Genomic DNA, 22,312 nt, shown 5'->3' on the forward strand with positions numbered 1-22,312 from the left:
ATGTCGAATCAATTGCCTGTCATTAATTTGATGGGACCTACAGCCAGCGGTAAAACGGCTTTAGCATGTGAGTTATATGAACAGGGCAATTTTGAATTGATTTCTGTAGACTCGGCATTGGTTTATCTAGATATGGATATTGGGACTGCAAAGCCGAGTAAAGCCGAGCAGGAGCAGTATCCGCATCATCTTATCGACATTATTAGTCCATTGGAGGTTTATTCTGCTGCGCAATTCGTAGAAGATGCTTCTCGACTAATTGATGAAACTCATGCAAAGGGTAAAACCCCTATTTTGGTCGGTGGTACCATGCTTTATTTCAAAGCTTTGCTTGAAGGATTGTCGAGCAACTTACCGAGTGCTGATTATGCCATCCGAGCTGAAATTGAAGCACAAGGTGAACGTGAGGGCTGGGAGGCTGTATACGCGTCTCTATGTGCAGTGGATCCATTGGCAGGAGAAAAGTTCAAGGTCAGTGACAAGCAGCGTATAATCCGCGCGCTAGAGGTGTTTCGGATTACGGGGCAACCAATTACTAAACTACAGGCTGAACAGCCTAAAAATATACCATATCGCTACACTTTTCATAATTATGCTTTGTTGCCGGATCGGTTAGAATTGCATAAGCGAATTGAAAAACGCTTGGAAATTATGTGGGGAATCGGTTTTTTAAATGAGGTGGAGTCACTGATTGAAAAATACGATCTATCTGATGATTTGCCTTCAATGAGATCAGTAGGTTACCGACAAGCCTTAGATTTTTTATTAAAAAGCGACAAAAGTCTCGAAAATAAGAAAGAAATGGAGGATAAAGCCCTTTTTGCGACACGACAACTTGCCAAACGTCAATATACATGGTTAAGATCATTGCAACAGTCGCATAAATTTAAAACATATTTAACAATAAAGCAGGCTCAAGAAGACTTGCGAAACTGTTACGGATAAAGCAAAATTTACACACTGTCTTTTTTATAATTTTTAATTGAAAAATAAAGATAGTTTTTTTGCGCTGATTTTTAATATTTTTGGAGTTGTATAACATGTCTAAAGGTCAAACTTTGCAAGATCCGTTCTTGAATTCTCTCCGTAAAGAACGTATTCCTGTATCTATCTTCCTTGTTAATGGTATTAAGTTACAAGGTCATATTGAATCTTTTGACCAATATGTTGTTTTATTAAAAAATACTGTAAGCCAAATGGTTTATAAACACGCTATTTCTACGGTTGTTCCTGCACGTAACCCTCGTCCTGCTGGTGCCCCAGCTGGTGCGCAAGGTGCAGGCTTTGGCGGTGGTCAAGGTGGTGGCTTTGGTGGTGGTCAAGGCGGTGGCTTTGGCGGCGGTCAAGGTAGCGGCTTCGGCGGTCAAGGTGGCTTCGGTGGTCAAGGTGGCGGCTTCGGCGGTCAAGGTGGCTTCGGCGGTCAAGGTGGTGGCTTCGGTGGTCAAGGTGGCTTCGGTGGTCAAGGTGGCGGCTTCGGTGGTCAAGGTGGCGGCTTCGGTGGTCAAGGTGGCTTTGATGGCGAAACTAAATTTGATGATTCTCAAGAAGACGACAACAATCGTTAATTGATATTCATCATGAAAGCCTCTCTTTTGAGAGGCTTTTTTTTGCCTAAAAACACGGAAGTATAATCTGGAGTTTTAAGCTTGATTGCTGATAGTAGTTGAGATGAGGGTATATGTTTATAGTGTATGGGTGTAATGAATGATTCACAAAAAAAGCCAGTCATTTGAGACTGGCTTTTTTCCGAAATAGCTTAAGATGTTTTATTGTTTTTACGATCTAAGCTTGGATCTTTAATCTCAACAAAGGCATTGTTGCGAATTTCACGTAACCAGCTATCGAGCTCTGTATCAAATTGGCGCTCGCCCAAGATTTGACGCGCCATACGCTCTTGATATTCCTGTGTCATATCTTGTTGGCGGGTCTCAGTAACTTGAAGTACATGCCAACCAAATTGGGTTTGGAATGGTTCACTGAATTGCCCTACAGGTGTGCTTTTCATCTTTTCTTCAAATTGCGGAACCATCACCCCAGGGCTAACCCAGCCTAAGCTACCGCCATCACGAGCAGAGCCTGAATCATTCGAGAATGTTGCTGCAAGTACGGCAAAATCTTCGCCTGCTTTCAATCGATTGTAAATACTGTCAATCATTTGCTTGGCATTTTCAGGGCTAACAACTTCTGAGGGTTGAATCAGAATGTGTCGCGTTTTGTATTGTGGAATAATGGCTTTTTGCTCAGACCCTTTGCGTTCCAAGAGCTTAATAATATGAATGCCATCACGAGCAACAATCAGCTCGCTGGTTTGACCTGCTTGTAATGGGGTAACGCGGGCAGCAAGTTCTGTTGGAATTTCTGAAAGATTTCGAAAGCCCATGTCAGCGCCTTCAACTTTTACCTCATTGGTGCTGTATTGCTTGCTAATGGCTGCAATATCATTGCTGTTGCTTAAGGCAGTACGGACTTGCTTAGCTACAGCTTCTGCATTGTTATCGCCTGACACGCGTGCATGAATCACATGAACCTGACTGCCTAAAGCAGCTTGTCCTTGTGGTGTTTTGAGGAAATTCGCAACATCTTGGTCGCTAATTTTAATACGTGACATCACAATCTGTTGGCGTAAACGGTTAATAGCTAAATCTTCAGCTATACGTTTGCGTAATGATTCGTATGTGCCAGGAGCCATTTTATCCAATTTCTGTTGGAAAGCTTCTAGAGAATTGCTTCCAGATTGGTTGGCAACTTTTAATACCGCTTCATTCAAGCTTTTTTCATCTGCTTTAATATTGTAGCGTTTTACTTGCTCTAATTGAGTTTGACGTAGAATAAGCTGCTCTAGTGCTTGTTGCTCAAGATATTGGTCTGGTGGAACTTGACGCTTTTGAGCTTCTAATTGACGTTTGGTTTCAGCTACGCTTTGTTCTAAATCACTTCGTAAAATGACACTGTTGTCGACAACTGCGATGACTTCATCTGAAGTCTGAGCAAATGTCGGCATTGATGAAGAAAGGGCTATTGCAAGCGCAGTTGCCTTAAAGAATTGTTTTAACTGTTTTGTCTTCATTAACATCGTGTCCAAATTAATTAATACGATCGTAACCTAAAATTCGATTTTCAAGCATGGATGCCAGTTTGTTGTTAAAACCTGCTAAGCCCTTCAGGTTGATTTCAGCCATGAAAGCTTTTTTAGGTTTAACGCTAGAATCACTTACATCATCCAAGTCGTTGTAATAAGAACGTCCGTATAGGGAAATTCCCCAGCAGCACGATTCGTAATTTACGCCAAGCAAGTATTCGCGCGCAACGTTGTTATCCATGTCATATTGAGCGTGCCCCATAATACGCCAGTTGTTATGTACCGGTTGTATAAATGATGCAACAAATTGGTCGTACTTATCTTGGCGGTTGGTAATTTCTTTTCGATAGAAATATCCAGCACTATAGATATTGCCTTGATCGCCCATGTAGTAAAGCTGGACGTCGCGTTGCGCATTATCTCCATTCGCCATCCAAGCAGAGTTGGCGCTTAGGCGATAATGTTCAGATAGTTGGCTAGAGAGGCTAACAATTGGACCAGTATGTGATTCAGTATTCAACTCATCTGTTGTGCCATCTAAAGTGACGCGGCGATCATCAAAATAGAAGCTTTGACCTACGCTGGCTTTTAAGCGTTCTAAACCAATATCATCAAACAGGCTATAACTTACCCCTAAAGATAAGAAATTATTATCTTCTAAACGGTCATGACCATAGAAGCGTTTTGAGCTGAAGAGTTGGTCATAGTTGATTGAAGCACTAATCGAATCAAAGTTTGGATAATCAGATTGATTTTCATATGGTGCATACGCATAAAAAGCGCGTGGCGTGATGGTTTGTAGGTATTTGCCATCTTTTTCAAAAGTTAAGCCTGTGTCTAAGCTAAATTGAGGCACAACCACGGATTTATTTTGGTCGGAATTGCTGACACTTGTGGTCTGATTTTGCTGTGCAGTAATCGTATCTTGGTCATAGAAAGTGTTAATGCTACGTACCGATACTTCTGGAATGACGAATGACCAAGGATTGCGATAGTTATAGCGTACAGCAAAATCATTATAAAACCGTGTACCACTAGGTTCTGATGTTGCTGAAGTTGTATTGCTAATATTCTTTTTGAAATATGCCGTATCGTTATTAAACTCGTACTGGAAGCCTTGCGGATTTCCGCCTTTATAGGTCAGTAAAAATTGTGGCAAACGTGCATACGGACGGTCTTCATCTGAAATAGTTTTATCTAAAGTTTGGAAGTCTTCGACCTTTAACTGTGCGCTAAGCCCTGTTACGCCATTTTTATAATTTAATTCCCAAGCACGACGTAAGTTTAAGTCTGTTTTAGAGTTGGGGTTGTTGCTTAAGTCGGTAAAGTAATCTTTATCCGATGCATAGTTGTAATCTAGGTTGGTAGAAAAACTATCGTTGATTTGCCATTTATGTAAAAGGTGTAATTCTTTACGATCTTGATTTTCATAACTTTCATCTGAAGGTAGGTAGCCGCCCCAGATTTTCCCTTCGCCAAAGTTTTCGGTGAGGTAGCGAAACTCAGCATCGATCATGGCACCACGGTCACTCATATAGCGAGGCGTGACAGTGGCATCATAGTTGGGTGCAAGATTTAAATAAACAGGTACGGCAAACTCAATACCACCGTCATTGGTATAACCGAAACCTGGGGTTAAAATCCCTGTGGTTCTTCGGTCATCAATCGGGAAGTTAAAGTAGGGTACAGCCAAAACAGGTACGTCTTTAACATACAATTTAGTGCCTTTGGTAACACCGCGTCCTGTTTCTTGATTTAGTTCAATGCTGTCAGCCTGAATCTTCCAAGTTGGTTTTTGCTCTGGAGGGCAAGTACTGTAGGTCGCATTGCTTAACATCACCACATTTTCTGAGGTGCGTGCAATTTTTTCCGCACGCCCATGCGCGTGTTGCTCTTCAGCAATATAGTAACTATTGTTTAAATCGCCTTGCTGGGTTTTTAGGTTGTAATTGATTTGATCGCTTTGTGCCAAGAGCCCAGCTTGAGCCATTTGTACACGACCTTGCGCATTAGCATAAGTCTGTGTTTTATCAATGGTGATTTTATCTGCACGAATTTGTCGACCTTGTTGGTCAATCAGAACATTACCTTCAAGTACAGAGTCACCATTTGGATCGTAATGACCATAATCAGCTGTGACAACTGAGGTCGCTTTACTTGGATCAACAGCGGTTTCACTTGATGCAATCGGTGTTAACCAAGCACCTTGGCAATATGCTGCACTCAGTGATTTGCCTTGACGTTGTTGAGCTTCAGGAGCAGATTTATCTACATAATATTGTTCAAAAAAATGTTGGCCCGCATAGGCTTCTTTTATGCTTGCTTTAAGTTGTTCGTTGGTTAGGGATGAAACAGTATTAGATGTATCTGCGTATGCCGTAATCGAGCTTCCGCATAAGAGGCTGAAAATAGCAGTCGCTAAAGGATTGAATTTAAACTGATGCTTCATTTGTATCATTAACCAAGTATGCTTAATCGCAATTAATTATTGTCGCATCATAGAGAAAAAGTTCATAAGTGGCTACACTTAGGACTTTAAAAACTCAGCCTGTATTAGAATTTATCGCAAATGAATACACAACGTGAACAATTGATACAAACATGGATTACATCTGTACTTGGTTCAGATCAATTTGAAATTAATTTTTTAGCAGGCGATGCAAGCTTCCGTCGTTATGCACGAATTAACTTGAATAATAAAACATTTATGTTGATGGATGCACCTCCTGAGAAAGAAGATTGTGTACCTTTTGTGTCGATTGATGAATTTTTTGATGCGAACGGTGTACGCGTTCCACATATTGTGGCGAAGGATTTAGAGCAGGGTCTGTTATTACTCGAGGATTTTGGTGATGTGTTGTTATCAACTCAGCTAGATGACAAAACGGTTGATGCGCATTATGAGCAAAGTTTCAAACAATTAATTCAATTGCAATCGATCAATGGCGAAGGTCATTTCCCTGCTTATTCTTATGAAAAGTTGCTCACTGAAATGACATTGCTGACTGATTGGTTGTTACCAAGTCTACAGATTCAGCCAACTGCTGAAGAATCTGCACTGATTAAACGTACATTTGCGATTTTAGCCAATGCTGCGCTTGCTCAACCTCAGGTAATTGTACATCGTGATTTTCATAGTCGTAATTTAATGCTTTTGACCGATGAGCAAGAGCAGGGTGTAATTGACTTTCAGGATGCGGTGATTGGTGCAGATACTTATGATCTGATTTCCATTACCCGTGATGCCTACGTGCAGTGGGATCCTGTGCGTGTGTATGGTTGGTTTAAAGTGTTTTATGACTTGTTGCCTGCTTCAGCAAAAGAAGGGCGTGACTTTGAACAGTTTAAGCAAGATGCAGATTTAATGGCAATTCAACGCCATATTAAGATTTTAGGCATTTTTGTGCGCTTGTTTGAGCGTGATGGTAAATCGGGTTATCTCAAAGACTTACCACGTGTGATGTGGTATTTGTTGGAAGAAAGCAAACCATATGCAGAATTACAACCATTTATGCAATTTATTCAAGTTAAAGTAATGCCGAAATTTGAACAAAAATATGGCAAATACGAGGTTGTTGCTGCATGAAAGCCATGATTTTAGCTGCGGGTTTAGGGAATCGTATGCGTCCTTTAACGCTGTATAAGCCAAAACCATTACTTGAGGTGGGAGGTAAGCCACTGATTGTTTGGCACATCGAGAAACTCAAAGAAATTGGTGTGACCGAAATCGTAATTAACTCTGCATGGTTGGCAGATGTACTCATCGGTGCTTTAGGTGATGGTTCGCAATTTGGTGTCAATATTTTGTGGACGCGTGAAGAAGAAGGTTTAGAAACCGCAGGTGGCATTATTAATGCTTTACCACTGTTGGGAACAGAGCCATTCATTTTGGTGAATGGTGATGTGTGGACGACTTTTGATTTTGCATCATTACTCGATGTTGAACTCAATCAAGATTTGGCACATTTGGTCTTCGTCAAGAATCCGCCACAACATTTACAAGGTGATTTTACGCTGGTAAATGGTCGTGCATTTACCTTTGAGCAAGAGCAACAAGGCGAAGATTTAACTTATAGTGGTGTTGCAGTACTACATCCGCAAATGTTTGCGGGCTTGGAAAATGGCAAGCGTCCATTAGCACCATTACTAAAACAGGCAATGCTGGATGGTCGTGTTGCAGCAGAAAAAATGCAGGCGTCTTGGGTAGATGTAGGTACGCCAGAGCGTTTATCTGCTCTAGATTTGCAGATTCGGCAAGGCATGTACGCTTAAGTGCATATTCACTAAGCATAACCCACTATGACTTCATGTATAAATCGGTATACTTCACCTAACATTTTCGAGACGTTAATTGTATATGCACACGTTTTTTCAAGAACTAAAGCAGGGTAGTCAAGCTTTAGGTTTAGAGCTCAACGACGAGACTTTAAATTTATTACTCAAATACCAAGATGCTTTGGTTCTTTGGAACAAGGCGTATAACTTAACTGCAATTCGTGATCCGAAAGAAATGCTGGTTAAGCATTTGCTTGATAGCCTAAGCATTTTAAAGGATTTGCCAGAAGGTCGTTTGCTCGATATTGGCACAGGTGGCGGTATGCCAGGCATGATCATTGCATTATGTCAGCCTGAACGTAATTGCGTGCTGTTAGATTCTAATGGTAAAAAAATTCGTTTCTTAAAGCAGTTTATTGCAGACTTAAAATTAAAAAATGTGATTGCTGTACAAACACGTGTTGAAGATGAAGATAGTATTCGTGATTTAGGACAGTTTGACGTCATAACCAGTCGGGCATTTGCTTCTCTGACAGACTTTGTAGCTGCGTCTAAGCCTTATATGCATGACAATAGCATTATTGCCTCTATGAAAGGCTTGATTCCTGAAGACGAAATTATCGCATTAAAAGATGAATACAGTTGTGAAACTATCGAGTTGAAAGTACCTCGATTAGATGAACAACGCCATTTATTATTATTGAAACAGATTTAATTATTTCGAAGGACTGGGGTCATGGCTCAAATTATTGCGATTGCAAACCAAAAAGGTGGCGTAGGGAAGACCACAACCGCAGTTAATTTGGCAGCATCATTAGCCGTGCTGAAAAAAAGAGTTTTACTTGTGGATATGGATTCACAAGGTAATGCGACGATGGGGTCCGGTATTCAAAAGAATGACCTGCTATATTCAGTCACAGATGTACTCTTGGGTGAAGTGCCAATTGAAACGGCAATTACTAAAGCGGAAGTCGGTTATAAAGTTCTTGGTGCAAACCGTGACTTAGCGGGTGTTGAACTTGCGATCGCAGAACAAGACGGTCGTGAGTTTATTTTGCGTGATGCTTTGCAAAGTATAGATCATGCCTTTGATTATATTATTGTGGACTGTGCGCCAAGTTTGAGTTTGATTACTGTGAATGCCTTAGCTGCGGTTCAAGGTGTGATTATTCCAATGCAATGTGAATATTATGCGCTTGAAGGTTTGGCTGATTTAACGCAAACCATTGATCGTATTCAACAGGCATTAAATCCTGAGCTTGAAGTTGTAGGTGTACTGCGCACCATGTATGACGGCCGTAATGCCTTAACGCGTGATGTATCTGCTGAATTAGAACAGTACTTTGGTAAAAAACTCTATGACTGCGTGATTCCGCGTAATGTTCGCTTAGCTGAAGCACCAGCGCACGGGTTACCAATTATTTATTTTGAAAAAAGTTCAAAGGGTGCAGTTGCTTATTTAAATTTAGCAGCTGAGATTTTAAAGAAAAGCAAAGTGAAGAAAGGAAGTAAAGCATGACCATAAAAAAACGCGGACTTGCCAAAGGTCGTGGTCTGGATGCCTTGCTTGGTTCAATCCAAAAAGAAAAATTACAACTTGAAGTGCAAGCATTAGATTATGGTCAGCTGAAGCAAATTGATGTTAATTTGCTTAAACGTGGTGAATATCAACCACGTCGTTTTATACATGAAAATGATTTGCAGGAATTAGCGGCATCCATTAAAAAACACGGGGTGATGCAGCCTATCGTAATTCGTCCGATTGCAGACGAAGTATATCCTTATGAAATTATTGCGGGTGAACGTCGCTGGCGTGCGGCTCAATTGGCGGGATTGATTGAAATTCCAGCACTTGTGCGTGAGTTGAATGATCAGGTCGCAATTGCATTGGCCTTGATTGAAAACATTCAACGTCAAGATCTAAACCCAATTGACCAAGCACTTGCGCTGCAACGTTTCCATGATGAGTTTGGTTTAAGCCATCAAGAAATTGCTGACACAGTGGGGAAAGCAAGGACGACGGTAAGTAATTTACTGCGCTTACTTACCTTGGTGGAACCTGTGAAAGACATGATGCAGCAAGGCGAGCTCGACATGGGGCATGCGCGTGCCATTCTGACTCTGAAAGCAAAAGAACAAATAAAAGTCGCTGAGTTAGTTATTGCGAAAAGTTTGTCAGTACGTCAAACAGAACAGTTGGTGCGTGAACTGACTACACCGAAAACTGAAAAAGCAAAAACGGAAGTTGCACCAGATTTACATCAATTAACGCAGCGTTTGGCTGAGCGTTTTAGTGCTGATGTAAAAATTGATCATAATAAGCAGGGTAAAGGCAAACTGGTCATTCATTATCATTCACTCGATGAGCTGGATGGTATTTTGAATATTTGTTTAGCTGATTAATTTTTTAAAATTCTTGGGGAAGAATAATGTGGGAATTAGTAAAAGCTGGTGGATGGTTAATGATTCCACTGGTTTTATGCTCTATCTTTACAGTTGCAATTGCGATTGAACGTTTTATTCGTTTAAAACGTTCAATTGTGTTGCCAAAAGAACTACTGTTAAGTGGTGGGGCGGATGTACAGCAGGTCGTACAACAATTACAAAATAGTCAGAGCCTGCAGACGAGCAGTCTTGGGCGTATTTTAGTCTCAGGTCTGCAAAGCAAAACACACTCCGAGCAATATGCACGTGCGCAGATGGAAGCGACTGCATCTCAAGAAATTGGCTATTTGGAAAAAAATATCAATTTCTTAGGTACTTTAAGTGCTGTAGCACCATTGTTGGGGTTGTTGGGTACTGTAGTTGGGATTATTGAGTCTTTCTTAGTGATTGATATGGGTAGCAATAGCAACCCAACCATGATGATTCCGGGGATTTCAAAAGCCCTAATCACTACAGCAGCAGGTATGCTGATTGCCATTCCTGCTTTATTTGCTTATCGCTATTTTCAGCGTTTGGTGCAGGAATATGTGGCTGAATTAGAACAACAAGCTACATTATTTCATGCAGCACTTTTTTACCAAAATTCTGCTGTTGAAGAACAAGAACTCCGTAAAGCAGGCTAAGGTAGAAGATGAAATTCAAACGTAGGCATGTTGAAGATATTCATATTAATTTGACACCAATGATTGACTGCTTATTGTTTATCTTGGTGTTTTTGCTGTTATCGACAACATTTAATCAATTTAGTCGCATGAACTTGACCTTGCCTGATGCACAAGGGGTGCCTCCGAAGCAATACAATCAAAAAATTGAAGTGATTGTAGATTCTTCAGGTCACTATGCTGTGAATGGACAGGCTTTATCGAGTAAAGAAGTTGCTGATTTAAGTACTGCAATTAAACAGATTTCGAATGAGCGACGTGATTTAATGTTTGTGATTGCAGCAGATGCCAAAGCCACTCACCAAGATGTTATTCGTGTGATGGATGTTGCGGGGCAGCTCGGTTTTGTAAATATTAATATTAGTACCAAAGTACCATCTCGAGGTTATTAGTGAATCAGGATTTCAAGGTCTATCTACGTCTTTTAAGCTATCTAAAGCGATTTTGGGGCGTAGCGATTTTAATTGTCATTGGTTTTGCTATTAACGCAGCAACCGAAGTATCTATTGCTAAGTTGCTGGAAAAAATTATTACAGCTATTCAACATCGGGATCAGAGTTTTACCAACCTGATTCCATTTTTGGTTATATTGTTGTTTTTCTTTCGTGGTCTAGGGTCATTTATTGGTGGTTATTTTACTGCAGTGATTTCCCGTAATTTGGTGTTTGATATCCGTCAGGAGGTATTTGCAAAGTTAATGCGTCTACCTTCGCAGTATTATTTAGACAATACCAGTGGACATATCACCGCTAAGATTATGTATAACGTGGAGCAGTTAACGGCTGCTTCATCTGAGTCCTTAAAAACCATCGTTCAGCAGGGTTTAATCACCTTGGGCTTGTTGGGTTATTTGGTGTATACCAACTGGCGTTTAACCCTGATTATTCTGATTTTTGCGCCACTCATTGGTTTATTGATTCGTAAAGCATCTAAACGCATGCGTAAATTGTCATTACAAGTGCAGGACACCATGGGCGATGTGAACCATGTGGTGCAAGAAACAGTCAATGGTAATGTTGTGGTAAAGGGTTTTGGTGGGCAGGCTTATGAGCAAGAGCGTTTTAAAGCGACTTCCCTTGAAAACCTCAAACGTGGTTTGAAAATGGTCGTGGTACAACAGATGAACAGCCCTATTGTGCAGTTCATCATGTCCATTGCTATGAGTATTATCATGTGGATTGCTTTGCGTCCTGAAATTTTGCGTGACACAACTGCAGGTGAATTTGTTGCCTATATTACTGCGGCAGGGATGCTGAGCAAGCCAATCAAAACCCTTACCGATGTGAATGAAAAATTACAACGCGGTATGGCAGCAGCGCATTCTGTATTTGAATTGATTGATCTGCCTGAAGAGAAAAATACAGGTACTTTGACCCCTGTGTTAAAAGGTGATATCCAGTTTAAAGATGTGAATTTAATTTATGCAGATGGACATCGTGCTATCCAAGATTTTAATTTACAGGTCAAAGCTGGCGAAACGGTCGCTTTGGTTGGTCGTTCAGGCGCGGGTAAAACTTCTTTAGTTAACTTGTTGCCGCGCTTCCATGAATTCAGTTCGGGTCAGTTGCTGATAGATCAATATCCAATTGATGAGATTGAAGTCAATTGTTTGCGTTCTCAAATAGCCATGGTGAATCAGCAGGTGGTGCTATTTAACCGCACAGTGCGTGAAAATATTGCTTATGGTTTGTTGCAAGATGCAACCGATGATGAGGTGATTGCTGCTGCTAAAGCTGCTTATGCACATGATTTTATTATGGCACTTCCGCAAGGCTATGATACGCAACTCGGTGCACAAGGCTTGAATCTATCGGGTGGTCAGCGCCAACGTATCGCGATTGCACGTGCAATCTTAAAAAATGCGTCGATTTTAATTTTAGATGAAGCAACCAGTGCTTTAGATAATGAGTCAGAATACTTTATTCAGCGTGCATTTGATTCAGCAATGCAGGATCGGACAACAATAGTAATTGCACATCGCTTATCCACCATTGAAAATGCAGATCGTATTGTGGTGATGGATCAAGGGCATATTGTTGAGCATGGTTCTCATGCTGAATTGATTGAAAAACGTGGTGCCTATTTCCAGTTACATCAACGTAATTTTGAGGAAAACTAAGCAATGTCAGTCGCACAATTTATTCAAAATGCGTGGAATCGACAGGCAAAGTGGTTAATTGTGCTGCGTCCTATGTCATGCTTATATCATTTTGGATTTTGGCTTAATAAAAAGTTCTATGAAAAAGGTTTGAAAACCATTTATACCGCGCCAGTGCCCGTGATGATTATCGGTAATATTACGGTTGGTGGAAGTGGTAAGACGCCATTACTCATACATCTGGTGAATTATCTACAAGCTAATAATGTGCGTGTAGGTATTATAAGCCGTGGGTATGGGGGTAAGGGTCCATTTCCTGCTTATGTGGGACTAGAGGCAACGCCTGTCCAAGTTGGTGATGAACCATGTTTGATCGTACAGTCTACAGGTGCTCCAATGGTTGTTGGCTCTAATCGACAACACAGCATTGAATTGCTTTTAGCAAAGCATGAGTTAGATCTCATTATTAGTGATGATGGTTTGCAACATCATGCGCTTGCAAGACAACTGGAGTGGATTGTATTAGACCGTAATCGTGGATTGGGGAATGAGAAACTATTACCAGAAGGCTATCTGCGTGAACCAAAAAGCCGTTTAAACTCTGGCACGGTTATTGAACATGCGGCTCAACCTGAATCAGAACTAAATATGCATTTAGAAGTGGCTGAACCGTATTTACTCAATGTTTTAGAGGCGAGTCCTTTTAATCCTGATCAGGACTTTTATGCAGTCGTCGGGATTGGATTTCCACAACGATTTTACCGTACGCTTGAATCTTTAGGGGTTAAGCAATTTCAGTGTCATGAATTTCCAGATCATCATGATTATGAATTAACAGATTTGCAGTTTGAAGACAGTAATTCAATAATTACCACGGAAAAAGATGCCGTCAAACTTCTGCCAATTTTAAAACAGCATCCAGATTTTAATCGTGAAATTTGGGTGGTCCCAGTTGAAGCTGTACTTTCAAGTGCATGTTATCGAGTGCTCAATCAGCAGTTGGCTGATTTAGGCATTCATATTGAATAAGAGTGAATTATGAAACATATCGTCATTCCTGCGCGTTTTGCCAGCTCAAGATTACCAGGTAAGCCATTATTGGAAATTCATGGTCGTCCAATGATTTTACGTGTAGTAGATCAGGCAAAAAAAGTGCAAGGGTTTGATGACTTATGTGTGGCGACTGATGATGCGCGCATTGCTGAAGTTTGTCGTGCAGAAGGTGTGGACGTGGTGCTCACCAGTGCAGATCATCCATCAGGTACGGACCGCTTAAGTGAGGTTGCTCGCTTAAAAGGTTGGGATAAAGACGATATTATTGTTAATGTGCAGGGTGATGAGCCTTTATTGCCAGCAACTTTGGTGAAACAGGTCGCTGAGCTTTTGGTCGCGCAGCCTGATTGTTCAATGTCGACACTGTGCGAACCGATTCATAGCATGGAAGAATTCCAACGTGACAGCATCGTAAAGGTGGTGAAGTCGAAGTTTAACCAAGCGCTTTATTTTAGCCGTGCAACCATTCCTTATGATCGTGATGGTGCAAAACTAGTCAATCCAGCACCACACAATCAAGCCTTTCGTCATTTAGGTCTATATGCTTATCGTGTTAGCTTATTGCAAGAATATGTGACTTGGGAAATGGGTGTATTGGAAAAGCTCGAAAGTCTAGAGCAATTGCGTGTGCTAGAAAATGGACATCGTATTGCGATTGCAGTTGCTGAAGCCAATCTACCACCTGGGGTAGACACACAAGAAGATCTTGATCGCTTAAATGCCATGGAAGTTGCGCATTTTGAATAAGACAGATTGATGATGCAGACAGAACTACAACCGCAAATTTTTCCATGGCAGCAAAATGTATGGGACACCTTAACAGGGCGTTTCCCACAGTTAGGGCACGGCTTATTGTTTTATGGCAAGCAAGGTTGTGGCAAAGAAGCCTTTACCCAGTATTTTTTGGCGTGGATTCTGTGCCAACAACGCCATTTACGTAATGCACCTTGTGGCGAATGTGGTAGCTGTCAGTGGTTAAAATCTGATACGCATCCGAATTATGTCTATATCTCGACGGATGAAGACAATAAAAAGCAAAATGCCAAAATCAAAATTGAAAAAATTCGTGATTTATTGCCTTTTGTACAGCAAACCGTAGATGGTTGGCGAGTGATTGTGATTGAGCCCGCAGAAGCATTGAATACGGCTTCAGCAAATGCGCTGTTGAAGACGCTGGAAGAGCCTGGTGATCGTGTAGTCATTATTTTATTGGCAGAGCACTATCTTAAATTGCCAGCCACCATACGCAGTCGATTACAACATTTTGCGTTAGATCGAATCAGTACTGAGCAAACACAGAATTATTTATCAGAACATCTAGCTTCGGAACTTAATCAAACACAACTTCAATTGTTGTTGAATCTATCCAATGATATGCCCCTTCAAGCACTTGAACTAGCTCAGAGTGAATGGCTGAATTTACGTCAGGACTTTTTAAATGATTGGCAAAAATTAGTCGCAGATAAAAATATGCCGATCGCAATTGCGACCAAATGGCAGAAGGCTTTGCCATTCGACGCTTTTAGTCGTATGTATGAGTACTTGTTGGCTGATCTGATTTGTGTCAAGCTAAATCAGCCAATCAAAAATATTGATTTACAGTTGGCTCAGCTGGCGGAGCAATATTCTTTAGAAACGCTTTTTAATTTATATTCAGATTTACAACAGTCCAAACAGTTTATCGAGCAAAACGTACAAACAAATCTAGTACTCGATCAACTTTGTATAAAACTAATGAATGTTTAAAGGGGAAATACAATGCAACCACGTATGGGCGGTATTATTCATGCAAATATCTCAGATAAGGAAACACTGTACAAATCGTACATGCCTTATGTTGCAGGTGGTGGTTTATTTATTCCTTCAAAGCAAGCAGTTAAGTTAGGTGATGAGGTTTTCGTATTGACCACATTGCCTGATCAGTCTCAAAAAATTCCCTTAACTGGTAAAGTGATCTGGATTTCACAAAAGCAGAATGGCATTAAGCCACAAGGTTTTGGTATGCAGTTGTCGGGTGAAAAAGGGCTTTACTTTAAATCTGAGGCAGAAAAACTTCTCGCAGGCTTTAAAGCCGAAGGTCGTTATAGTTACACCATGTAATTTGGTTGGAAATAGGAAAAAATTGTGTTTGTAGATACTCATTGTCATTTAACCATGCTGGATCTAACTCCTTATGGTGGAGATTTAGATCAGGCTTTGGCGCAAGCGCGAGAGGCTGGCGTTACAAAATTCATGAGTATCTCGGTCGATCTGGATGATCATATCGCTTTGGCGGAGATTGCTGCGCGCCATGCTGATGTGGGGTATACCGTCGGAGTGCATCCTTGTGAAGATGCCGCTACCATGGCAAGAGCAACAACCGAGTATTTGGTTGAACTGGCTCAGGCAGATAAGGTTTGGGCACTTGGTGAAACTGGTCTGGATTACTTTCACAGCACTGATTTTATTCAGGAGCAAAAAGAATGTTTTGCCCGTCACATTCACGCCTCGCAAATGGTGAAAAAGCCTGTTGTGGTGCATACTCGTTCCGCCAAGCATGACACGGTGGATATCATTCGTGCAGAGAAATCGACGCATGGGATTTTGCATTGTTTTACTGAAGACTGGGAAACAGCCAAAGCAGTATTAGATTGTGGTTACTATGTATCGTTCTCAGGGATCGTGTCGTTTAAAAATGCACAAGATTTAAGAGATGTGGCCAAGCAAGTGCCACTCGATCGGGTATTAATTGAAACTGATAGTCCATATCTTGCCCCGGTGCCATATCGTGGTAAAACAAATGAGCCAAAATATGTGCCGTATGTAGCCAAAGCCTTGGCCGATGTATATGATAAGTCGCTGGAAGAAATGGCATTAATCACGACACAGAATTTTGAAAATTTGCTGCAATTAAAGTAATCGCCTGTGTAGTTTTAGACTGAATATAAGAATTGAAGAGAGTATAGAGTGAAGATGGATCGTCAAGCTCAGTTTCGAGCAAGAGAAACCCTAATTTTTCAAGTGGCTGAGCAATTGTTGCTGGAAAATGGCGAATCAGGTATGACACTCGATGCTCTGGCGGCAGAGCTGGATTTGGCGAAGGGTACGCTCTATAAGCACTTTCAAAGTAAAGATGAACTCTACATGCTGCTGATAATTCGTAATGAGCGTATGTTGCTTGAAATGATTATGGATTCAGAGAAGGCTTTTCCTGAACATTTGGCTTTCTTTATGTTGCATCATCTGCATCATCCTGAGCGTACAGTATTGTTCCATCAAATTGAGGAGCGTCTGTCCATTACTGGTCAGGGCATTCAGCATTTATTTAGTGAGTTGTATAAAGTCAGACGTCACCGCTTACGACTTATTATTAATATGACTGAAAATTATCTGGCTTCAATTCATAGCTCAATGTCGGTACGTGATTATTTGGCTTCGATTTGGTCGCTAACCCATGGTGCAGCGGCAATCTTAAATTCAAGTTTCTATCAGCGTTATTTAGGTTCGCGTGACACCTTGCGTGTGGCGTATATTGACCAAGCACTTGCTTTGCCTAAGCAAGTAACCGCTTAAAATAAAGAACAAGTTATGACTGTTCATCATCAAGCTTCAATTCGCGGTTTTACACTGATTGAAGTCATGGTAGTCATTGTGGTCATTGCGATTGTGACCTCATTAATTATGATGAACTTTGGTGGGATTGATCAGCGTAAAGCAATGCAAGCTCGTGAAATATTTTTAATGAATCTACAGCGCATCGCTCATGAAGCAAACGATCAATCGCGTGTTTTGGCTTTAAATGTACAGCCGGCAACCGATGTAAGTCCTTTTCGATATGCAGTTGTAGAATATCAACAAAATCATTCAAATCAACAGATTGGTACCGAGCGAACTCCTTCAACGAATCAATCTACATGGGCTGAGTATCCAGCCTTTAAAGTCCAGCCTTTACCCGATGATGTGAGTTTTCAAATTCAGTCGACCGATTATCAATATGATAATGCCCAAAATTCAGCTTTATTGAATAGTCAAGCTCCGCAATTAATTTGGTTGGGCAATGGTGAAGTAAAGCCAGTACGAGTTCAGTTTTATTTCTCCCAGCAGCAGCTTGGACCTGAAATCCAAATTGACCATTTAGGTAAAATAAATGAAATCTAAAGGGTTTACATTATTGGAAGTCATGGTTGCGCTGGCAATATTTGCAACTGCTGCAATGGCTTTAACCAAAGTGGCGATGCAATATACACAGGCAACTGCACAGGCAATTTTACGAACCAAAGCACAATTTCTGGCACAAAATGAAATCGCCAAAATGCAAATTAAAGGTGAATGGCTGGAAGGAACGCAATCTGAACAGTTGTCGCAACAAGGTGAGCACTGGCAGGTAGAAAAAAGTGCGCAATCGACCATTAGTCCAAATGTACAACGGGTCGAAATACAGGTACGTTTATTTAATACAGAAACGGGTAAGGCTGAATCAGGTGTTACACATTTGGTCTTTTTTAATAATAGAACATGATTATGCCTAAACGTGCAGGTTTTACTTTGGTTGAGCTTTTGGTGGCAATTGCAATTTTTGCAGTATTGTCTGCTTTAGGCTGGAAAGTTTTCGATTACCTGATCAAAGTTAAAGAGCGAAATGCACAACATGAACAGAAATTGGCAAGTTTGCAGCAAGCCTATCAACAGATATTAAAAGATACCATTCAGATTGCCCCATTAACCTCAAATCTGAATAGTGAAATTCAGCCTGCTTTAATCTTACAAAATGGTCGTTTTACTTTTAGTAAGGTGGGGGTGACGGATCCTTTATTACAAGGTATTCCTCCTGAAGAGCGCGTTGAATATCAATATCAAGCGGATACTCAAACCTTAAATCGTTTACGTACTCGTGGTTTAAATGCTCAATCACAGACGCAGCCGGAATCCAGTGTTCTACTGGAAAATGTTGAACAATTTCAGGTGGTCGTGTTGAATCCAAACGAAGTTTCCGCTTGGCCTGAAATATCAGGACAATCTGATGATGCTTTGATCAAGAAGCGCTTACCTCGGGGGATAAAAATCAATTTAACGGTGAATGGTGTAGCGTATGAGTGGATTTTTAGCTTGCTGAATACAGATTATTTAGATAAAAAACAAAATAGTTAAGCATTTAGGGTGTAGGTTGCAGTTCATGATGAGATGCTAAATGAATAAACAAAAGGGTATCGCACTCATTACAATTTTGGTGATGGTGGCTTTGGCAACCATTCTTGCTGCGACGATTGCACAGCGACAAAAGTTTACTGCAGAAAATACTGCATATTTGATGCGCCAGAACCAGTCGTTATGGTATGCCAAAAGTGCTGAAACTTTTTTTTCCGAGTTATTGGTTGAAGATGCAGATAATGCAGGCGATGTCGATTATCTACAGGAAAACTGGGCGAAGCCCATGCCTGCATTCCCTGTTGAAGATGGTTATGTTACTGGGCAACTCTATGATGAGTCAGGTAAGTTCAATCTATATAGTCTTGTGGATGACTCAGGGCAAGTAAATGTCGCTGCAAAGGAGTGGTTTGAACGATTACTGACGAATGTCGGATTAAATGCACAGCTGAGTGAAGCAGTGATTGATTGGCAGGATGCAGACAACGAAACCATAGGTCCAATGGGTGCAGAAGAGAGTTATTATCGAGGCTTGAGGAATGCTTATTTGCCTGCAAATAGCAAATTTCATGCGGTTGAAGAGCTTAAAATGGTACGCGGCTTTGAAGGTGAAAAGTATTTGCAGATCGCGCCTTATGTGAGTGCGATTGCAGTTCAAGATGCTAAAGCGAATATCAACACAGCACCTGCAATTGTATTGGCGAGCTTGGTTGAAAGTTTGGATGTCAAAACAGTAGAGGCTGTATTGGAACAAAGACAGCGGAATATGGAACATTTTTCCAATGTCGATGAATTGTGGAGTCTAGAGCCATTCTCCCAAGCTAAAAATGAGAATCAAGCCGCTTTAAATGCATTGCTTGGTGTGAAATCTAGTTACTTTCAGGCCAAAATTGAGGTCATGTTAAGTGAAAGAAAGCGTCAATTTCAGACTTATTTGCTCAGAGAAGATAAAAAAGTACATGTGCTTTATCGTTCGCTTGCACCTGAATAATGCAATCAGAAAAGACCGATCGTGATAAATGGTAAAATTAATGCGCTTTAGTTCACTTTTGTTCTATAATTAGCATTATTTTATTGATGATTCATACCATTCAGACACATGTTAATTCGTAAGTTGTTTAAGTTCGAAAATGCGCATATTGTGCGAAACTGCACATCGGATCGCTGTAAGCGTTCGATTCATGGGCATAGTTATAAAGTTGAATTATTACTTAAAGCTTCGAAGTTGGATCATGGTCAAATGGTATATGACTTTGGTTTGCTTAAAGGGCTTATCAAAGATATTTTTGACAGTTTTGATCATGCCATTTGTTTTTGGCAGCATGATGATCCTGAATATATTCAAGCGTGTCAAAAATTCAGTGCACGTTGGGTGGCATTACCTGTTTCACCTTCTGCAGAACAATTCTCGCGAATCTTTTTCTTCTTGGCTCAGCAAATTCTTGCATCGACCGAAACACAAAATGGTGAAGGTGATGTAGAGGTCTATTCTGTGATCGTGCATGAAACAGACACAGGTTATGCACAAAGCTTTTTAGAAGATATTGAAAATGAGCAGATGGGTATTTTGTCTTTGGATGAGATTGTATTTTCAGAGCAAGTACAGTCGGAATGGACAGATCCTCAGATGTATCTAAAGCTGAAACAAGGTTTTAAATTCCAAAATCCAAGTGTGGATTTACAAGTAAAAATTTAATTTGCAAATTAAGAAAGAATTTTAAGGGATTAGGAAATAAGCATGTCTTATACCGATCAACAACTACACAAGTTGGATAAAGTTCAGCTTGATGCCAGTTGGAAATATGGACTCAGTGATTTCTTGCTCAGCCCGCAAATGGATGAGTTAAGAGATTTTTTGGTGTCGGAAAAACAAGCGCAGAAAGAAATCTATCCACCGAGCAGTCTGATTTTTAATGCGTTTAATACGACACCTTTAGAGCAAGTAAAGGTTGTGATTTTGGGTCAAGACCCGTATCACGGACCCAATCAGGCGCATGGTTTGAGTTTCTCTGTGCAAAAAGGGATAGCTTTACCCCCATCGTTACGTAATATTTTTCATGAATTACATGCGGATGTAGGTGTAGAAATTCCTCGACATGGTGACTTGACCCATTGGGCTGAACAAGGTGTGTTGTTATTAAACAGTGTGTTGACTGTAGAAGCGGGGCAACCGACTTCGCATCAAAAACGTGGTTGGGAAAATTTTACCGATCATGTGATTGATGTATTGAATGAACAGCGAGAACACATTGTATTTATTCTTTGGGGCGCCTATGCTCAACGTAAAGGACAAAGAATAGATCCAAACAAACACCTCATCTTAAAAGCAGCACATCCATCTCCTTTGGCTGCGAATCGTGGTGGTTTTTTTGGATGTAAGGTTTTTTCTAAAACAAATAATTATCTCAAACATAATGGCATTGAGCCGATAGATTGGCAGCTGGACGCATGACAAACTCTCCCGTATTAAAAAATTATCATCCAGACGTTCTTGTAGAAGAAGCGATTAATGGCTGGCGTATTGTCCGTTTAAATCGCCCTAAGTCGTTGCACGCTTTAGATGAATCAATTGTTACAGCATTATTGGAAGTATTTCAGGACTTTCACCATGATGATCGCGTCAAGGCAATTTGGCTGGATTCAACCACACCGAAAGCATTTTGTGCGGGTGGTGATGTTCGTAAATTACGTCAGTTGGTGATTAATTCTGAGGTTGATGCAGCAAATAAATTCTTTGAGCAAGAGTATGCATTAGACCTGCTTTTACATAACTACGCTAAACCAGTATTGGTTTGGGGGGAAGGTTATGTGATGGGTGGTGGTTTAGGTTTGTTTATGGCGGCACCATTCCGTATGGTGACACCGTATTCACGTTTGGCAATGCCAGAAATCAATATCGGTTTATATCCAGATGTAGGTGCGACCCGTTTCTTAGCGGATCGTGGTGCGATTGGTTTGTTTACAGGTTTAACTGGTTCAATCATGACTGCAGCGGGTGCTTATAGTATTGGTTGGGCAACGCATATCTGTGATGCACATCGTGATAAAGTGTTGGATAAACTCATTAATATTGATTGGGGGCATTACCCAGCAGGGGATTTCCGCGCGATTGATGATACTTTGAATAGTCTGCATCGTCCTGTGGGACCTGGCCCATTACAAAACTCGTTGGATGTCATTCAAAGTGTTTGCCGTGGTGTGAATTTCGAGCATGACTATGAGTCGATTATTGGCTTACGTGATGCGCGTAGTGATTGGTTACGTCAAGCCAGCGAAAACTTGCAAAAAGGCTCTCCAGCAACTGCTGCATTAACTTGGCTGTTGTGGCAATGGGGCAAGCAAATCCATTCTTGGAATGAAGTGTTTGAGTTGGAAACACAAATTTCTGACTGGAAAATTCGCCATGCTGATTTTGTTGAAGGTGTGCGTGCACGTCTGGTAGATAAAGATTTGGCACCAGAATGGAGTACAGGAACGGATATGTCTTTAAAAGGTATTTTATCCGCTAACCCACCTGTAACAACCATTGAAAGTTGGAATCAGCTTCTTAAGCAGTATGGTGTGATTGCCTAAAGC

Annotated in this window: 25 protein-coding genes; 23 read left to right on the forward strand and 2 right to left on the reverse strand. The window is 40.9% G+C overall.

The window, feature by feature from the left end; genetic code table 11:
* Both miaA and hfq read left to right on the forward strand, forming a co-directional pair.
* Positions 1-945, forward strand: a complete 945-nt coding sequence (gene miaA / locus MKI85_RS03430) for a tRNA (adenosine(37)-N6)-dimethylallyltransferase MiaA (RefSeq protein ID WP_241624999.1) — start codon at positions 1-3, stop codon at positions 943-945.
* 95 nt (positions 946-1,040) lie between these two features.
* Complete coding sequence (gene hfq / locus MKI85_RS03435; protein WP_241625001.1) at positions 1,041-1,565, forward strand: RNA chaperone Hfq; 525 nt, start codon at positions 1,041-1,043, stop codon at positions 1,563-1,565.
* A gap of 191 nt (positions 1,566-1,756) precedes the next feature.
* On the opposite strand, the gene MKI85_RS03440 is transcribed toward hfq, so the two are convergent.
* Together MKI85_RS03440 and MKI85_RS03445 are read right to left on the reverse strand one after the other, a co-directional pair.
* Positions 1,757-3,067, reverse strand: a complete 1,311-nt coding sequence (locus MKI85_RS03440) for a peptidylprolyl isomerase (protein WP_241625003.1) — start codon at positions 3,065-3,067, stop codon at positions 1,757-1,759.
* A gap of 16 nt (positions 3,068-3,083) precedes the next feature.
* The gene (locus tag MKI85_RS03445) at positions 3,084-5,528 is read right to left on the reverse strand and encodes an LPS-assembly protein LptD (RefSeq protein WP_241625005.1); all 2,445 of its coding nucleotides are present in this window, start codon (positions 5,526-5,528) and stop codon (positions 3,084-3,086) included.
* Positions 5,529-5,648: 120 nt separating this feature from the next.
* On the opposite strand from MKI85_RS03445, the gene MKI85_RS03450 reads away from it, so the two are divergent.
* The 21 genes from MKI85_RS03450 to MKI85_RS03550 all read left to right on the forward strand — a co-directional run bounded on the left by MKI85_RS03450 (position 5,649) and on the right by MKI85_RS03550 (position 22,309).
* A complete protein-coding gene (locus MKI85_RS03450) occupies positions 5,649-6,665 on the forward strand; it encodes an aminoglycoside phosphotransferase family protein (RefSeq protein ID WP_241625007.1) in 1,017 nt (338 codons plus the stop codon).
* Positions 6,662-7,351 (forward strand): N-acetylmuramate alpha-1-phosphate uridylyltransferase MurU, encoded by a 690-nt coding sequence (murU, locus tag MKI85_RS03455; RefSeq protein WP_241625009.1) that lies wholly within the window; start codon positions 6,662-6,664, stop codon positions 7,349-7,351. The genes MKI85_RS03450 and murU overlap by 4 nt, the downstream gene beginning before the upstream one ends.
* Before the next feature lie 85 nt (positions 7,352-7,436).
* Positions 7,437-8,069 carry a 16S rRNA (guanine(527)-N(7))-methyltransferase RsmG gene (rsmG, locus tag MKI85_RS03460; RefSeq protein WP_241625011.1) on the forward strand — a complete coding sequence of 211 codons (633 nt, stop codon included), beginning with the start codon at positions 7,437-7,439 and terminating at the stop codon, positions 8,067-8,069.
* Between the two features lie 21 nt (positions 8,070-8,090).
* On the forward strand, positions 8,091-8,873 hold the full coding sequence (locus tag MKI85_RS03465; protein ID WP_241625012.1) for a ParA family protein: 783 nt from the start codon (positions 8,091-8,093) through the stop codon (positions 8,871-8,873).
* Entirely contained in the window at positions 8,870-9,757 is an 888-nt protein-coding gene (locus MKI85_RS03470; protein WP_241625014.1) for a ParB/RepB/Spo0J family partition protein, read from the forward strand. Before MKI85_RS03465 ends, MKI85_RS03470 begins: the two co-directional genes overlap by 4 nt.
* A gap of 26 nt (positions 9,758-9,783) precedes the next feature.
* Positions 9,784-10,422, forward strand: a complete 639-nt coding sequence (locus MKI85_RS03475; protein WP_241625016.1) for a MotA/TolQ/ExbB proton channel family protein — start codon at positions 9,784-9,786, stop codon at positions 10,420-10,422.
* Between the two features lie 8 nt (positions 10,423-10,430).
* Positions 10,431-10,853, forward strand: coding sequence for an ExbD/TolR family protein (locus MKI85_RS03480; RefSeq protein WP_241625018.1), 423 nt, complete (start codon positions 10,431-10,433; stop codon positions 10,851-10,853).
* Complete coding sequence (msbA, locus tag MKI85_RS03485) at positions 10,853-12,580, forward strand: lipid A export permease/ATP-binding protein MsbA (protein WP_241625020.1); 1,728 nt, start codon at positions 10,853-10,855, stop codon at positions 12,578-12,580. Before MKI85_RS03480 ends, msbA begins: the two co-directional genes overlap by 1 nt.
* Before the next feature lie 3 nt (positions 12,581-12,583).
* On the forward strand, positions 12,584-13,588 hold the full coding sequence (gene lpxK / locus MKI85_RS03490; RefSeq protein WP_241625022.1) for a tetraacyldisaccharide 4'-kinase: 1,005 nt from the start codon (positions 12,584-12,586) through the stop codon (positions 13,586-13,588).
* 9 nt (positions 13,589-13,597) lie between these two features.
* Entirely contained in the window at positions 13,598-14,359 is a 762-nt protein-coding gene (gene kdsB / locus MKI85_RS03495; RefSeq protein WP_241625023.1) for a 3-deoxy-manno-octulosonate cytidylyltransferase, read from the forward strand.
* A 12-nt stretch (positions 14,360-14,371) separates the two neighbouring features.
* Positions 14,372-15,358, forward strand: coding sequence for a DNA polymerase III subunit delta' (locus tag MKI85_RS03500; RefSeq protein WP_241625323.1), 987 nt, complete (start codon positions 14,372-14,374; stop codon positions 15,356-15,358).
* Positions 15,359-15,370: 12 nt separating this feature from the next.
* A complete protein-coding gene (locus MKI85_RS03505) occupies positions 15,371-15,712 on the forward strand; it encodes a PilZ domain-containing protein (RefSeq protein WP_241625026.1) in 342 nt (113 codons plus the stop codon).
* A gap of 24 nt (positions 15,713-15,736) precedes the next feature.
* Positions 15,737-16,510 carry a TatD family hydrolase gene (locus tag MKI85_RS03510; RefSeq protein WP_241625028.1) on the forward strand — a complete coding sequence of 258 codons (774 nt, stop codon included), beginning with the start codon at positions 15,737-15,739 and terminating at the stop codon, positions 16,508-16,510.
* 54 nt (positions 16,511-16,564) lie between these two features.
* Positions 16,565-17,164, forward strand: a complete 600-nt coding sequence (locus MKI85_RS03515) for a TetR/AcrR family transcriptional regulator (protein ID WP_241625030.1) — start codon at positions 16,565-16,567, stop codon at positions 17,162-17,164.
* Positions 17,165-17,179: 15 nt separating this feature from the next.
* A complete protein-coding gene (locus MKI85_RS03520) occupies positions 17,180-17,749 on the forward strand; it encodes a prepilin-type N-terminal cleavage/methylation domain-containing protein (RefSeq protein WP_241625032.1) in 570 nt (189 codons plus the stop codon).
* A complete protein-coding gene (gspI, locus tag MKI85_RS03525; RefSeq protein WP_241625035.1) occupies positions 17,739-18,110 on the forward strand; it encodes a type II secretion system minor pseudopilin GspI in 372 nt (123 codons plus the stop codon). The genes MKI85_RS03520 and gspI overlap by 11 nt, the downstream gene beginning before the upstream one ends.
* Positions 18,111-18,112: 2 nt before the next feature.
* On the forward strand, positions 18,113-18,739 hold the full coding sequence (locus MKI85_RS03530; protein ID WP_281070017.1) for a type II secretion system protein GspJ: 627 nt from the start codon (positions 18,113-18,115) through the stop codon (positions 18,737-18,739).
* Between the two features lie 40 nt (positions 18,740-18,779).
* Positions 18,780-19,727 carry a type II secretion system minor pseudopilin GspK gene (gene gspK / locus MKI85_RS03535; RefSeq protein ID WP_241625041.1) on the forward strand — a complete coding sequence of 316 codons (948 nt, stop codon included), beginning with the start codon at positions 18,780-18,782 and terminating at the stop codon, positions 19,725-19,727.
* Between the two features lie 108 nt (positions 19,728-19,835).
* Complete coding sequence (locus tag MKI85_RS03540) at positions 19,836-20,432, forward strand: 6-pyruvoyl trahydropterin synthase family protein (protein WP_241625043.1); 597 nt, start codon at positions 19,836-19,838, stop codon at positions 20,430-20,432.
* A gap of 42 nt (positions 20,433-20,474) precedes the next feature.
* Positions 20,475-21,188 (forward strand): uracil-DNA glycosylase, encoded by a 714-nt coding sequence (gene ung / locus MKI85_RS03545; RefSeq protein WP_241625046.1) that lies wholly within the window; start codon positions 20,475-20,477, stop codon positions 21,186-21,188.
* Positions 21,185-22,309: an enoyl-CoA hydratase/isomerase family protein gene (locus MKI85_RS03550; protein ID WP_100242423.1), complete on the forward strand. Its 1,125-nt coding sequence runs from the start codon at positions 21,185-21,187 to the stop codon at positions 22,307-22,309. The genes ung and MKI85_RS03550 overlap by 4 nt, the downstream gene beginning before the upstream one ends.
* The last annotated feature ends 3 nt before the right edge of the window (positions 22,310-22,312 follow it).

The organism is Acinetobacter zhairuonensis (assembly GCF_022601715.1).
In the GTDB taxonomy this organism is placed as follows: domain Bacteria; phylum Pseudomonadota; class Gammaproteobacteria; order Pseudomonadales; family Moraxellaceae; genus Acinetobacter.